This window comes from Algihabitans sp. (assembly GCF_965226985.1).
In the GTDB taxonomy this organism is placed as follows: domain Bacteria; phylum Pseudomonadota; class Alphaproteobacteria; order Kiloniellales; family DSM-21159; genus Algihabitans.
This window is the reverse complement of sequence record NZ_OZ245712.1, coordinates 1,122,608-1,136,007: the sequence shown is the minus strand read 5'-3', so window position 1 is coordinate 1,136,007 and position 13,400 is coordinate 1,122,608. Positions and strand designations below refer to the sequence as shown.

Genomic DNA, 13,400 nt, shown 5'->3' with positions numbered 1-13,400 from the left:
GCGGCATGCTGGTGTGCCGCCTCGGGTGCGGATCGCCGGAACGGCGGACGCGAGATCCATGACAGGGATGACGAACACAGGGAGGAGTTTGAGATATGCAGCGCCGTAAGTTCTTGAAGGGCGCCGGGGTCGCCGGTGTTGCCGCAGCGGGTGCGGCAGCAGGTGCGTTCCCCACGCCCGCGATTTCCCAGGATATGCGCGAACTGCGCATGGTCACGACCTGGCCGAAGAATTTCCCGGGCCTGGGCACGGGCGCCCAGCGGCTGGCCGATCGGATCACCGCTGCCACCGGCGGCCGGATCACCGTTAACCTGTTCGCCGCCGGCGAACTGGTGCCCCCCTTCGAGTCTTTCGATGCGGTCTCCGAAGGCACGGCCGACCTGTTCCACGGCGCGTCCTATTACTGGCAGGGCAAGTCGAAGGGCTTCAACTTCTTCACCGCCGTGCCGATGGGCCTCACCTACACGGAAATGAATGCCTGGCTCTACCACGGCGGCGGCCATGACCTGTGGGTCGAGCTGGCCAGCGACTTCAATCTCATGCCCTTCCCGGCCGGTTCCACCGGATCGCAGATGGGCGGCTGGTTCCGTCAGGAAGTCAACTCGGTCGAGGACTTCAACGGCCTGAAGTTCCGTATGCCCGGCGCCGGCGGCGAGGTCCTGCGTCAGCTCGGGGCGGCCGTGGTCAACCTGCCGGGTGGCGAGATCTTCCCGGCCCTGCAGTCCGGCGCGATCGACGCGACCGAGTGGGTCGGCCCCTGGAACGATCTGGCCTTCGGTTTCCATCGCGTCGCGAGCTACTACTACTATCCCGGCTTCCACGAGCCCGGTTCCACGCTCGAGTGCACCATCAACCTGGACGTCTGGAACTCCTTCTCGGACAGCGACAAGGCGCTGATCGCGGCCTGCTGCGCGGCCGAGAACGACATCATGATGGCGGAGTTCAACGCGCGGAACGGCGACGCCCTCAACACGCTGGTGAACGAGCACGGCGTCAATCTGCGCCAGTTCAACCAGGACATCTTCGACGCCTTCGCCGTGGCCTCCGCAGACGTCCTGGCCGACATGGCGGCCGAGTCCGGCATGGTTGATCGAATCTACACCTCCTACACCGAATTTAAGCAGAAGGCGATGGACTGGACGGCCCTGTCCGACCAGAGCTACGCCGACATGCGCCGGGTCGCGACGGAAAACCTCTGATCCGTCGTCGGTATCTCAGTTTCAGGCGGCCCGCTCTCTCCGGAGGGCGGGCCGTTCTGTTTTTTCGTCACAGAGCGGATGGTTTCAGCTATACAGACGCCGCTTCACATCTGAGACGGGATAAATCCCGCAAGACGAGAGTCGGGCGCGAGACAAGTTTGGGGGTGACCGGTTGAGGCGTTGCGGCGTCGCGACCGGTCGGCGAGGCTCGCGCAGACGACGAACAGGGAACATTGGGACTCGACATGTCGGTTTTTGCCCAAAGCGGGTCCGGCAGAGCCGCGACCCGGCCACCGGTGCTTTTGTCAGCGGCACTGGTGCTGCTGTTCTTTCTTCCATGGGTGCACTGGACGATCGACGGGGAGCCGCGAAGCCTGGCCGGCTACGACGTGCTGGTCGAAGGCTTCCGCGCCCCAACGCTCAGCCGTCAGGCCGCCGAGGCTGCGATCGCCGAACAGGATGCGGCGCTGAACCAGGCGATCGAGCGGGCGCGGGAGCGTGCGGCCGAGGCCCGAGCCGACGCGGACGAAGCAGAGGCCGAGGCTGCGGCCGCCCCAGGCGACGAGCGCCTGAGCAGCCGTGCGGAGCGTCGGGTCGGCAGCGCCGAGCGGGCCGAGGAGCGGATCGGCGAGGCTGAACGGCAGCTCGAGGCCTACCGACAAACCGATCACGAGCTCTGGACCCATAGCCTGTTCTACCTCTACCCCTTGCTGCTGCTGTTGCTTCCGCTCGGGACTCTCGGGGCTCTGGCTCGCGGGATTTCAGGTCGCTCGGCGGCGCCCTTCGCCCTTGCGGCGGCGGCCGGCGGCATCTGGGCGTTGATGGCACCGCACCTCTGGTTCGGCATGAGCGTGGTCTTCGGACTGACGCCCGTCGGCGTCCTCGTCTTTCTGCTTAGCCTCGCCCTGATCCCGGCCGCGCTCGGCCTGGAACGCACGGCGGACGCGATCGATCAGGTCAACCGCCGGATCGGGACGACCGTCGCCTGGTTGGCGCTCTTCATGGTGCTGGTGCAGTTCGCCCTGGTGCTGATGCGTTACGTCTTCGGCATCGGCTCGATTATGACCCAAGAGTCGCTGATCTACGCCCACGGCACGCTCTTCATGGTGGCAGCCGGCTATACCCTGCTGGTCGGCGGGCACGTCCGTGTCGACATCTTCTACCGCGAGGCGGAGCCCCGGAAGAAAGCCTGGGTCGACCTGATCGGCGTGACCGTCCTGCTGATCCCGGTCTGCCTGCTGATCTGGCGCTATTCCCTGCCCTACGTTCTGAGTTCCTGGGCCGTTCTGGAAGGGTCGCGGGAAACCAGCGGCATTCAGGGCGTCTACCTGCTGAAGAGCTGCATTCTGGTGTTTGTCGTGCTGATGAGTCTTCAGGGCCTCTCGCTGGCCTTCCGATCCATCCTGGTGATCGCCGGCCTGCGAAAGACGGCAGGCACGGCAACGGCCGGGGGGCACTGAGCGATGGGCGGAATCCTCGACCTTCTGATGTTCATCACCGTTTGCGTGGTGCTGCTGTCCGGCTTTCCCGTCGCCTTCACTTTGGCCGGTACCGCGCTGATCTTCGGCATGCTGGGCTTCGCCTTCGGCGTGTTCGAGCCGAACACCTTCTTCGGCGCCATGCCCCAGCGCATTTTCGGTGTCATGACCAACGAGGTCCTGATCGCCGTTCCGCTCTTCGTCTTCATGGGCGTCATGCTGGAACGCTCGAAGGTCGCCGAAGAGCTTCTGGAGAACATGGGCCGCCTGTTCGGCACGCTGCGCGGCGGTCTGGGAATCTCCGTGTCGATCGTCGGCATGCTGCTCGCGGCCTCGACCGGCATCGTCGGAGCCACGGTCGTCACCATGGGCCTGCTCAGCCTGCCCACCATGCTACGCAACGGCTACGACCCCAAGCTCGCCTGCGGCTCCATCTGCGCGGCCGGCACGCTCGGCCAGATCATCCCCCCCTCCATCGTTCTGGTTCTGCTGGGCGACGTGATCTCCAACGCCTATCAGCAGACCCAGCTGTCGATGGGCAACTTCTCGCCCGAGACCGTTTCGGTCGGCGACCTTTTCGCCGGCGCCCTGCTGCCGGGCCTGATGCTGGTGGGGCTCTACATCTCCTATCAGCTTGTCAAGTCGCTGATCGACCCGCAGTCCTCTCCGGCGCTGCCCTACGACGAACGCCGGCGGGACATGAGCCAGCGACAGATCCTGATGCAGGTTCTGCACGCCCTGCTGCCCCCGGTCATCCTGATCATCGCCGTGCTCGGTTCGATCCTGGCCGGAATCGCCAGCCCGACCGAGGCCGCCGGTGTCGGTGCCGTAGGCGCCCTGATGCTGGCCGGCCTACGCCTGGACGAGAAGCGTGGCGTGGCGATCTACCTTTCGGGCGGCTGTCTGGTGGCTCTCCTGATCCTGACCGGCTACGCGGACCTGCGGGTCACCCGGCAGGTGATCCCACCGCAGGATCAGGTGCTGATCGGCCTCGCAGTGCTGCTGACACTGGGGCTCGCCTACGGGGTCGTGGTCAGCCTGCTGCGGGTCCTGCGCACCGGCGTGTTGCGCGACGTGATGCAGGGCACCACCCAGGTCTCCGCGATGGTCTTCGTCATCCTGATCGGCGCAGCGCTCTTCAGCCTGGTCTTCCGCGGTCTCGGCGGCGAGGAGATGGTGCACGAGTTCCTGACCGGCATGCCTGGCGGCGTCTGGGGCGCCATCGTCACGGTGATGATCGTGATGTTCATCATGGGCTTCTTCCTCGACTTCATCGAGATCACCTTCGTGGTGGTCCCGATCGTCGCGCCCGTGCTCTTCACCTTCGGCGTCGATCCGGTCTGGCTCGGCGTGCTGATCGCCGTGAACCTGCAGACCTCCTTCCTGACGCCGCCCTTCGGCTTCGCGCTGTTTTACCTGCGCGGCGTCGCGCCGCCCGAGATCCAGACGATGGAGATCTACCGAGGCGTGATCCCCTTCGTGATCATCCAGATCGTCGCGCTCTTCATCCTGGCAAGCTTCCCCGGCCTGGCCACCTGGTTCCCGAGCGTGGTCTTCGGGTAGCGGGAGGCGGAAACCAGAAGACAGCCGGCAAAAGATCTTTCTAATTATCTGTTTTAGTTCACAAACACATGCATTTGCTCCCTGCGCAGCGAATGCATGTGATGTGATATGATGTGGTGTGGTGTGATGTGATATCAGTTCATCGTGAGGAGATGGTCCGTGCTGACTATCGAGATCGAGCAGGAAGTTGACGGTCGTTTCATCGCGGAGATTCCCGCTCTTCCGGGCGTGATGGTTTACGGTACCACTCGACAGGAAGCCCTTGCGAAGGTCGAGGCGCTGGCGCTCCGAACGATTGCCGACCGACTCGAGCAGGGTGAACCGACACCGGATTTCCCACAAATCTTCTCTGCTGCGTGAGCGAATGGAAAGCGACCCGAGCCCGTCGCGTTCTTGCCGCACTTGAGAAGACGGGCTGGCATGTCAAACGGCAGCGCGGATCGCACCGGGTGCTTGCTAAGCCCGGACAACCAAACGTGGTCTTTGCTTTTCATGACAGAGAAGAGATCGGCCCGCGCATGCTTGCAAGAGTTGCACGACAGACCGGCTTGAAACCTGGAGATCTTTAGCGAGAGAACAGTTCCCACCTCTCAACCGTACCCCCATACTCCAGGAAGTGGTTCGGTTGCCAACGCCCGGAAAGGGCCAGCTTCCCGCCCTCGCTACTTGGTTCCCAGGCGTGCTCTTCGGGTAGCGGACGCGGTTACGACTTGACCGGCAGCCCTGATCGCGAGGAACGCACCCCCATCAGAACCGATACTCGTCAGAACTGGTACTGGAGGAACAACCCGATCTGGCGCGGTGCACCGGCAAGCGCGGGTTCGACCAACCCTCCCGAGCCGATTCCGTCAGCGCGGGACACGATGTAGTCCTTGTCGAAGAGGTTGTTGACGTAGGCGCCCGCCGTGAGGCCGATTTCGTGCTCGAAGGCAAGCTGCGCATTGGCAATGAACCAGTCGTCGCTCTCGTCGTCGGACGTGTTGGCAGCGTCCGCGAAAGCGCTGTCGTTGTAGATTCCCGTAACGTTGAGAAACCAGTTATCGAAAAGGACATAGTCCACCGAGAGCGACGCCGTTATCGGCCGCGTTCCGGCGAAGCGGTTGCCGGAAAAATCGACGTCGTTGCTGACGAAATCGCGGAACTCGGTTTCGACCAGCGCCAAGCCGCCCCTCACTGACAGGTCTTCGGTCACGGCCGCCTCCAGCGAAAACTCGGCACCATAGAGTCTCGACTTCCCGGCGTTTTCCACAAGGAAGTCGCTGGGGGCGCCGGAAACGCCAAAGATGTTGACCTGCTGGTCCTCGATGCGGGAGTAGAAGGCGTTGGCGCGGAAGGCGAGCCTGTCTTCTAGAAAGGCCCCGCGGTAGGCCAGTTCAAGCGTGTCGCTGAACTCGGCTTCGAAGTCGTTGCGCTGGCCCGTATTCGTCGCGCGAACGCCGCCGGCCCGATAGCCGCGCTGATAAGTCAGGCTCACCCGCTGATCGCCGCCGTCGAAATCGTAGTTGACCCCCACCTTGGGCAGGAAGGCGCTGAAGGTATCGGATCCTTCAAAGCTGCTGTCCGCCAGCGGAGGGAAGGCTGCAACGACTGCCGGCGGAAAGCCGCCGGGATCGAAGGTCAAAGTGCTGTCGATATCGACCGTCTCCCGTTCGTAGCGGCCGCCGAGGGTGAAGCTAAGTCCCTCGATCAGCTCGTCGGCACCGATATCGACCTCGCCGTAGACTGCAAGGTTCTCGGTATCCTGCTGCAACTCGGCGTCGGAGGTCTGTATCGGGTCAAGGCCCGGGATTGGCGGCAGGGCTCCGGTAAAATCGAAGGTGGAGAGGTTGCGGCGGTCGTCGTCGATCTGCGTGTAAAAAACGCCGGCCGTCCCAGTGAAGCGTCCGAGCGCGAAGTCCAGGAAAACATCCTGCTCGAACACGCCGACGTCGGGTGTGAAGTCCCGGAAGAAGGCGTTGTTCGTCTCCGCGAAGGGCGCATCCTCCGCCGTGCCGTCTTCGTCGACCAGACGCTCCCCTTGTCTGTTCAGGTAGGACGTTTCCGAATTCAGAGTCAGTGAATTTGTCAGGTCGTAGCGGAGGCGCAGACCGAAGATGTCATGGTCGGCGCCTTCGCGGTTCTCTCGGTTTGAGAAGTTCACGCGTTCATCGGGAAACAGCGCCTCCTCGATGACGTCGCCGTCGCCGCCGCCAAAGGTCTCGGCCCGTGTGTAGGAGAGGACCGCGTCGAATTCGTCAGTGGGGGCCCAGCGCAACTTCGCCCGGTAGGTGCGGGAAGAGGCCGGGTCCGACGCTCCGCCGCGTGTCGGATTATTGACGAAACCATCGGATTCCAGCGCGTCGATCGACAGACGCAAGGCGAAGTTTTCGCCGAGCGGTTGGTTCAGCGCGACCGAACCGCGACGCAGATCGTCCGACCCGAGTTCGCCCCGCGCCTTGTACTCCGGAACGAAGACAGGATCGGCGGAGCGCACGATGACGGCACCGGCGAGCGCATTGCGGCCCTGCTGGGTCGATTGCGGTCCGCGCAGGATCTCGACCTGCTCCAGATCCCAGGTCGAGTAGGGCCCGTAACCGACGGACGCAAAGTTCGGCAGCGAGACACCGTCGATCTGCACGTTGATCGTCTGACCGCCAGCAAAGTTGGTCCCCCGGTTGTCGATGCCGCGAATGACGAAGCCCTCGTTCTCGCCGTTGGAGGTGATGCCCGGCGTGCGGTTGATCAGGTCGTAGAGGTCCTCGTCGCCTCCGCTGCGCTCCAGTTCCTCACCGGTGACGACCACGGCGGAGGTCGGACTGTCCGCCAAGGGACGGTCGCGGATCTCGCCGCGAATGGTAATGGGGTCAAGAACGAGGGGCCCGCGCTCCAACTGGGTTGCGGCCAACTGCAAGAAGACCGTGTCACCTTCGGCGATCCGATAGGAGATCCCGGTACCGGCCAGAAGTCGGCGGAGCGCCTGTTCCGGAGAGAAGCTGCCGGTCGCTCCGGGAGACTCCAGGTCGCGAACGAGGTCAGCATCGACCGAGACCTGCAGGCCCGACTGCCGACCAAAGAGGGCCAGAGCGTCGAAAAGGGGTTGGGGCGGTATGGCGAAATCAATTTGCTGTACCTGGGCAACGACTGGCGGCGCGGATTGGGATTGCGCCCGAACCTGAGCCGGTGGAAACAGCATCGCCAAAGCTGCGGTAGAGATCAGCAGACCGCCACGGACCGCCGGGCGGCATCGCCCCGGTGCAGATAGAAACACCCCCACTTTCATGTACCCCTGTCGTTCGCCCCAACTCTTGAGCACGTAGACTGCGAATGCGTCTCAAGCGCGCCCCTAAAGTAAACAACGAGGGGTGGATCCGGTTTTTCGGGCGAGAGCGAATTTTTTTGATGCTCCGGGCGTAGAACCGCGCCGGAACCGGGCGCCGGGGTCGGAGGGTGACCTTCCCCTACTCGGCGGAGACCAGCAGCAACCAAGGAGACAGGCGGCGCACGACCGCACCATGGGCCCCCGCCATGGCGACAAGCGCTTCCTCCGGTTCGTCGAGATTATAGACGCCGGAAACCCGCCGGGCTCCCAAGGCCCTGTCGGTCAGGAGAATGAAAGCCGAGTGATATCGACTCAACTCCTCCACCGCGTCCGCCAAAGGCCGGTCTCGAACGACCATCTGGCCCTGCAACCATGCTCCCGCCTCGTCGGGCGGGGCCGTACCGCGCTGGAAACCACCGTCCCAACCGACTTGCAACCAGTCGCCTGCGCCCAACTGTTGAGCGACCGGTTCTTCGGCCTCCTCACGGTCGACACCGACCCGGCCGCGGCGAACGGCGACGCCCGCGCCTCGCTCACCAAGGCGCAGGTCGAACGCGGTCCCCAACACCTCTGCCGAAAGGTCTCGCGCCACCACCCGAAAGGGCCGCTCTGGATCGGACACCACCTCGAAGAAGGCTTGCCCCTTCAGCAACCGGACTCGGCGCTCGCCACTGGCGAACTCGACAGCCAAGGCACTGTCCGGCCCCAGATGCACCCGGCTGCCGTCGACCAGTTCCACGGAGCGCAGCTCTGCGGTCGAAGTGAGATGATCTGCTTCGATCCGGAGCAGCAGCATCGGCGCGGCGGCCACAATAACGATGGCGGCGAGAACGCCGGCGGCGATGCCCAGGGCGATCCGTCGTCCCCGCCCGCGACGCGGTAGAGGTGACGGCGGTCGCTGCCCTGTTCGCCGCCCTGTCCGCTGGCGGGCGACCGAACGGCCGTTTTCCTGGTTCCCCGCGACATGGGGGCCCCAACGCGCCCCGAGTGTCGGGGCCGTCCTTGCCATCAAGTCGTAGACATCGGTCGTGTCGACCCAAGCGGCGGCGTTCTGCGGACTGGCCGATACCCAGGCTTCGAAGCGGCTGCGCAGCTCGGCGTCGTCTGGCGACTCCTCAAGCGCGACCAGCCAGCGCCCGGCCTCGAGAGCCGCACGATCTCTCGTCTGCGTCTCAGTCTCGTCCGGTACCGTCACGAATACCCCTCACGTGCAGTCGTTCGACTGCCGATCGTCTCTTGCCCGGCCGTGACGCCTTGAAACGGCCAGCCAATGAAGAGACGAAGCAGACAGGCCGCTTTTCCGATGACGCGATGAAAATCCAACGAGAGACGAAGGATGGTCACGGGCTGGGAGAACATCATGGGCCTGGCCGGACCCGACGTCGGCAATGGGCAAGACCTTCGGCAATGATCTCATGGGTGACGGTGACGGAAATGCCGAGGTAGGCCGCGATCTCCTTCAGCTTACAGCCACCGAAGCGCCGCATCTCCAAGGCGATTCGGGTGCGCTCGGGCAGTTCCGCCATGGCGTCCCGCAGAAGCCGCAGTTCGTCCTTGGCGGCAGCGACGGCTTCCGGCGACGGCGCCTCGTCAGACAGGGCATTCACGACCTTGTCCGCATCGGGCTGCACGACCCGCTCCTCACGCAGCCGCCGACGATAGTCGTCGATCGCCAGATTGCGGACCACGCGGTAAAGATAGCCGACGGGCTCCTTGAGCGGTCGGCCGCTCACGACGGTCCCGAAGCGCAGCCAAGCCTCCTGGACCACCTCCTCCGCATGACCGGGATCGCCGACAATGCCGTTGGCGTAGTTCACCAAGGCCCGGCGATGGGCGAGATAGAGAGCCAATGCGCTGTCGTGCGGCAGCTTGCCGATCTCCTCCTGGCTCCCCACCCTCTGGAACGTCGGGCACGCGCCGTCTCTGCGACCCGTAAACTGCGAATGTTTCGCATTCTCTTAGTCGGGGCTGCCCTGCAGCGCAACCGAAGTCCGCTGTCGCGGCGACCACACCGCAAAGCATCACACACGGCAGAGCATCAGACGGGCGATTGCGGCAGAACGGGCCGCCTGGCTAAGACCAACCAGCTCTATGACCCGGCGGGGTAAGACCGCTCACCCCTATCAGGCACGTCAGTCGAACCTACCGTGCTTCGGAAAACCGCTGGGCGGCAGGCGACCGGCCTGGGCGCGCTTGCCGAGGAACTCGCGCAGGTCGAAGGTCCGACTGCGCTCCGGCCCCAGGCGGACCTCCAGGCCATCCTCCAGGCGGAAGGGTTTGGCATCCTTCAGGCCGCCGTCGCGGTACTTCTGCAGCGTCACGCCGCGTCCGCGCGTCATCTCCGGCAATTCGGCCAGCGGAAAGGCCAGCAGCTTGCGATTCTCGCCGATCACGGCCAGATGGTCGGCCGTCTCGGGCAGCGGGCGCAACACCTGCGCCTCGGCGCCTTCGCCCAGGTTCAGCACCTGCTTGCCGTTCTTGGTCTGGGCGACCAGCTCGTCTTCCGGCACCAGGAAGCCGCGTCCGTCCGATGCGGCGACCAACAGCTTGCGGCCCGGCTGATGGACCAGCACGGCCAGCAGATCCTGGTCGTTGGGCAGGTCGATCATCAGGCGCAACGGTTCGCCGAAACCGCGCCCGCCCGGCAGCTTGTCGGCACCCAGCGTGTAGACCCGGCCGTTGGTGGCGAAGATCAGCAGCTTGTCGGTGGTCTGACAGGGAACCGCGTAGCGCGCCTTGTCGCCCTCCTTGTACTTGGCGTCGGCGGCCGCCGTGCCGTGGCCCTTCATGGCGCGGATCCAGCCCTTGGCGGACAGCAGAACGGTCACCGGCTCGCGCTCGATCACGGCCTCCAGCGGCACCACCACCGCCGCCGGCGGGTCGGCGATGTCGGTGCGGCGGCGGCCGAGCGGACTGTCGGGCGCGAAATCCTTCTTCAGTTCCTTGAACTCGCGCTCCAGCAGCTTGAGCCGACGCGGCGCATCCTCCAGCAGGGATCTCAGATCGGCCTGCTCCTCGGTCAGCGCCGCGTGTTCCTTGCGGATCTCCATTTCCTCCAGCTTGCGCAGGGCGCGCAGCCGCATGTTGAGGATCGCCTCGGCCTGACCGTCGTTCAGCTCGAAGCGCCGCATCAGTTCGGCCTTGGGCTCGTCCTCCTCGCGGATGATGCGGATCACCTCGTCCAGGTTGAGGTAGGCGACCAGGTAGCCGGCCAGCACGTCCAGGCGCTTGGCGATGCGCTCCAGCCGGAAGTGGCTGCGGCGCTGCAGCACCTCATGGCGGTGATCGATGTAGGCCTGCAGGGCCTCGCGCAGGGAGAGCACGCGCGGCGTCTGCTCGCCGTCCAGGACGTTCATATTGAGGGACGCCCGCACCTCCAGGTCGGTCTGACGGAAGAGCGATTCCATCAAGACCTCGGGCTCGACGTTGCGGCTGCGCGGCTCCAGCACCAGGCGCACGTCCTCGGTCGACTCGTCGCGGATGTCGGCCAGCAGGACCAGCTTCTTCTGGCTCAGCAGCTCGGCGACCCGTTCGATCAGCTTGGCCTTGCCGACCTGATAGGGGATCTCCGTCACCACGACCTGGTAGGTGCCGCCCTTCTGACGCTCCACCTCCCAGCGGGCGCGCAGGCGGAAGCTGCCCCGCCCGGTGCGATAGGCCTCGACGATGGACTCGCGCGGCTCGACCAGCAGACCGCCGGTCGGGAAGTCCGGGCCCGGCACCTTCTCGACCAGGGTCTCGATGCTCGCGCCCGGATGGCGCACCAGATGGACCAGGGCATCGGCCAGCTCCGCCACGTTGTGCGGCGGGATCGAGGTGGCCATGCCGACGGCGATACCCTGGGCGCCGTTGGCCAGCAGGTTCGGGAAGTTGGCCGGCAGGACGACCGGTTCCTGCGCCTCGCCGTCGTAGGTCGCGCGGAAGTCGACCGCTTCCTCGTCGATACCCTCCAGCAGCCGGGCGGCCACGGCGGTCAGCCGCGCCTCGGTGTAGCGCATGGCCGCTGCGTTATCGCCGTCGATGTTGCCGAAGTTGCCCTGCCCGTCGATCAACGGATAGCGCAGCGCGAACTCCTGGGCGAGCCGCACCAGGGCGTCGTAGATCGACTGGTCGCCGTGCGGGTGGTACTTGCCGATCACGTCGCCGACCACGCGCGCCGACTTCTTGAAGGGCGTGTCGGGGTTCAGCCGCAGCTCGCGCATGGCGTAGAGCAGACGGCGGTGCACCGGCTTGAGCCCGTCGCGCACGTCGGGCAGCGAGCGGCTCATGATGGTCGAGAGCGCATAGGCCAGGTAGCGCTCGCTCAGCGCCTCGACCAGGCGCACCTCGCGAACCTCGCCCGACTCGGCAGTGGATTGGGGGGGCATCGGCAACCTCGTGTCTAACCGCTAGACACAGTATGCGCGACGCGACGGGGCCACAAGATTTTGGAACGCGGACCGGTGCGATCTCAGTGGAAAAGTCAGATCCTGCCCCGCGGCGGCTGGGCGCCCGCCGTAATATCTTTCGGTGAGGATTGGGCGCCCCGCGCCTTTGCGGTTTGCAGGACGTCGGGCCGCCAGAGGAGGAAGGCCCAGGCGGCGAGGATGGCGAGGGTGAGCGCAATCCAGCCCGCGATCACCGCCGCCACGCCCGGCGCCAGCTCGGGAAACTGCCGGCCGTCCCCGACCAAGGGGCCGTAGCCCCGCGCCTCGATCAAGCCAAAGGGCACGCTGGCCGCCAGCACCAGCAGCGAGACCGCCAGGGCCGCCGCCGTGCCCGGCCAGCGGTGGCGTGCCCGGTTCCCGGCCTCGCGCGCCAGACGGTGGGCGTGCAGCCAGGTGCCGGTCAGGATCAGGCCCGACAGCAGCAGCCCGAAGATGAACCAGATCCCCTTGCTCCAGAGCCCGCCGAAGTCCCCGAAGTGCAGCGGGTCTGCCGTGTCCGACCAGCGCCAGTAGAGCGAATAGTCGTTGGGCGTCTGTTCGAAGAGCAGCGCCCCCGTGCGCCGGTCCAGGTGGAGCTGGTTGGCCCGGTCGCGCACCAGCAGATAGCCCGCCTGCCCCTGGAAGATGGCCGTATCCTCGGTGAGAAAGATGTGCCGGATCGCCAGGTCGGGGCGTAGCTCCGCCGCCCGCTCCACCAGGGCATCGAGCGGCAGCAGAGGCAGCGCCGGATCGGAGGTCGCCGCCGGAATGCTGTGGACCGCGAAGTCGCCCGACCCGGCGAACCTCACCTTGCCGTCGCCGAAGTCCACCCGCGCGATCTCGAAGAGATACCAGACCCCGGTCACGCCGATCACCAGCAGGAACCAGACGGACCAAAGCCCCGCCAGCTTGTGGGTCTCGCTCCAGAAGGCCCGGCCGCGGCCCCGCGGCAGCTTGAAGAAGCGCCGCCACCAGCGCTTGTAGAAGACCAACGCCGCGACCAGCGAGACCAACATCGTCACCCCGAAGAGCGAGACGAGGTAGAGCCCGACCTCCGGCAGGAAAAGGTTCATGTGGAAGCTGCGGAAGAAGCGCTGAAGGTTGAAGTAGCTGCGCGCGCCTCGCACCTCCGCCGTCGAGGGATCGACATAGACCCAGACCAAACGCTGCGCCGGCAGGTTGATCCGCACCTGCGCGGCGGAAGCCGGATAGAGCGGCGCGCTCAGCCCGCGGATGGTCGCATCGGGATAGGCCGCCTGAACCGCCTCGGTGAGAACGCCCCAGCTCTGGACCCGTCCGCCGCTCTCGACCCTGGCCTCCGGCGTCACCAACCAGTCGAACTCGTTCGACAGAACAGCGAAGGTCCCGCTCCAGCAGATCACGAACAGCAAAAGCCCCGTGATCACGCCCGTGAAACTGTGAACCCGGAACCAGACACGGGTCATCGCGCAATGCT

The 13,400-nt window shown here is 65.4% G+C and carries 10 protein-coding genes; 5 read left to right on the top strand and 5 right to left on the bottom strand.

What is annotated here, in order from left to right; all coding sequences use genetic code 11:
• Nucleotides 1-95 precede the first annotated feature (95 nt).
• The 5 genes from ACO054_RS05125 (at nucleotide 96) to ACO054_RS05105 (ending at nucleotide 4,809) form a co-directional block, all read left to right on the top strand.
• Nucleotides 96-1,199 (top strand): TRAP transporter substrate-binding protein, encoded by a 1,104-nt coding sequence (locus ACO054_RS05125; protein ID WP_421709366.1) that lies wholly within the window; start codon nucleotides 96-98, stop codon nucleotides 1,197-1,199.
• Between the two features lie 245 nt (nucleotides 1,200-1,444).
• Nucleotides 1,445-2,659, top strand: coding sequence for a TRAP transporter small permease subunit (locus ACO054_RS05120; RefSeq protein ID WP_421709365.1), 1,215 nt, complete (start codon nucleotides 1,445-1,447; stop codon nucleotides 2,657-2,659).
• 3 nt (nucleotides 2,660-2,662) lie between these two features.
• Nucleotides 2,663-4,240 (top strand): TRAP transporter large permease, encoded by a 1,578-nt coding sequence (locus ACO054_RS05115; protein WP_421709364.1) that lies wholly within the window; start codon nucleotides 2,663-2,665, stop codon nucleotides 4,238-4,240.
• 159 nt (nucleotides 4,241-4,399) lie between these two features.
• Nucleotides 4,400-4,600, top strand: a complete 201-nt coding sequence (locus tag ACO054_RS05110; protein WP_421709363.1) for a type II toxin-antitoxin system HicB family antitoxin — start codon at nucleotides 4,400-4,402, stop codon at nucleotides 4,598-4,600.
• Nucleotides 4,597-4,809 carry a type II toxin-antitoxin system HicA family toxin gene (locus tag ACO054_RS05105; RefSeq protein WP_421709362.1) on the top strand — a complete coding sequence of 71 codons (213 nt, stop codon included), beginning with the start codon at nucleotides 4,597-4,599 and terminating at the stop codon, nucleotides 4,807-4,809. Before ACO054_RS05110 ends, ACO054_RS05105 begins: the two co-directional genes overlap by 4 nt.
• Nucleotides 4,810-5,003: 194 nt before the next feature.
• Here ACO054_RS05105 and ACO054_RS05100 read toward each other — a convergent pair whose 3' ends face one another.
• The 5 genes from ACO054_RS05100 to ACO054_RS05080 form a co-directional block, all read right to left on the bottom strand.
• Nucleotides 5,004-7,499: a TonB-dependent receptor domain-containing protein gene (locus ACO054_RS05100; protein ID WP_421709361.1), complete on the bottom strand. Its 2,496-nt coding sequence runs from the start codon at nucleotides 7,497-7,499 to the stop codon at nucleotides 5,004-5,006.
• A gap of 178 nt (nucleotides 7,500-7,677) precedes the next feature.
• Complete coding sequence (locus ACO054_RS05095) at nucleotides 7,678-8,733, bottom strand: FecR family protein (protein WP_421709360.1); 1,056 nt, start codon at nucleotides 8,731-8,733, stop codon at nucleotides 7,678-7,680.
• Nucleotides 8,734-8,896: 163 nt separating this feature from the next.
• Nucleotides 8,897-9,433, bottom strand: coding sequence for a sigma-70 family RNA polymerase sigma factor (locus ACO054_RS05090; protein WP_421709359.1), 537 nt, complete (start codon nucleotides 9,431-9,433; stop codon nucleotides 8,897-8,899).
• Nucleotides 9,434-9,670: 237 nt separating this feature from the next.
• Nucleotides 9,671-11,905, bottom strand: a complete 2,235-nt coding sequence (parC, locus tag ACO054_RS05085) for a DNA topoisomerase IV subunit A (RefSeq protein WP_421709358.1) — start codon at nucleotides 11,903-11,905, stop codon at nucleotides 9,671-9,673.
• A 95-nt stretch (nucleotides 11,906-12,000) separates the two neighbouring features.
• Entirely contained in the window at nucleotides 12,001-13,389 is a 1,389-nt protein-coding gene (locus tag ACO054_RS05080; protein ID WP_421709357.1) for a PepSY-associated TM helix domain-containing protein, read from the bottom strand.
• Nucleotides 13,390-13,400: the final 11 nt, after the last annotated feature.

Coding starts and splice junctions, on each gene's coding strand:
- ACO054_RS05125 (WP_421709366.1), top strand. CDS start 96: ATGCAGCGCCGTAAGTTCTTGAAGGGCGCCGGGGTCGCCGGTGTTGCC.
- ACO054_RS05120 (WP_421709365.1), top strand. CDS start 1,445: ATGTCGGTTTTTGCCCAAAGCGGGTCCGGCAGAGCCGCGACCCGGCCA.
- ACO054_RS05115 (WP_421709364.1), top strand. CDS start 2,663: ATGGGCGGAATCCTCGACCTTCTGATGTTCATCACCGTTTGCGTGGTG.
- ACO054_RS05100 (WP_421709361.1), bottom strand. CDS start 7,499: ATGAAAGTGGGGGTGTTTCTATCTGCACCGGGGCGATGCCGCCCGGCG.
- parC (WP_421709358.1), bottom strand. CDS start 11,905: ATGCCCCCCCAATCCACTGCCGAGTCGGGCGAGGTTCGCGAGGTGCGC.
- ACO054_RS05080 (WP_421709357.1), bottom strand. CDS start 13,389: ATGACCCGTGTCTGGTTCCGGGTTCACAGTTTCACGGGCGTGATCACG.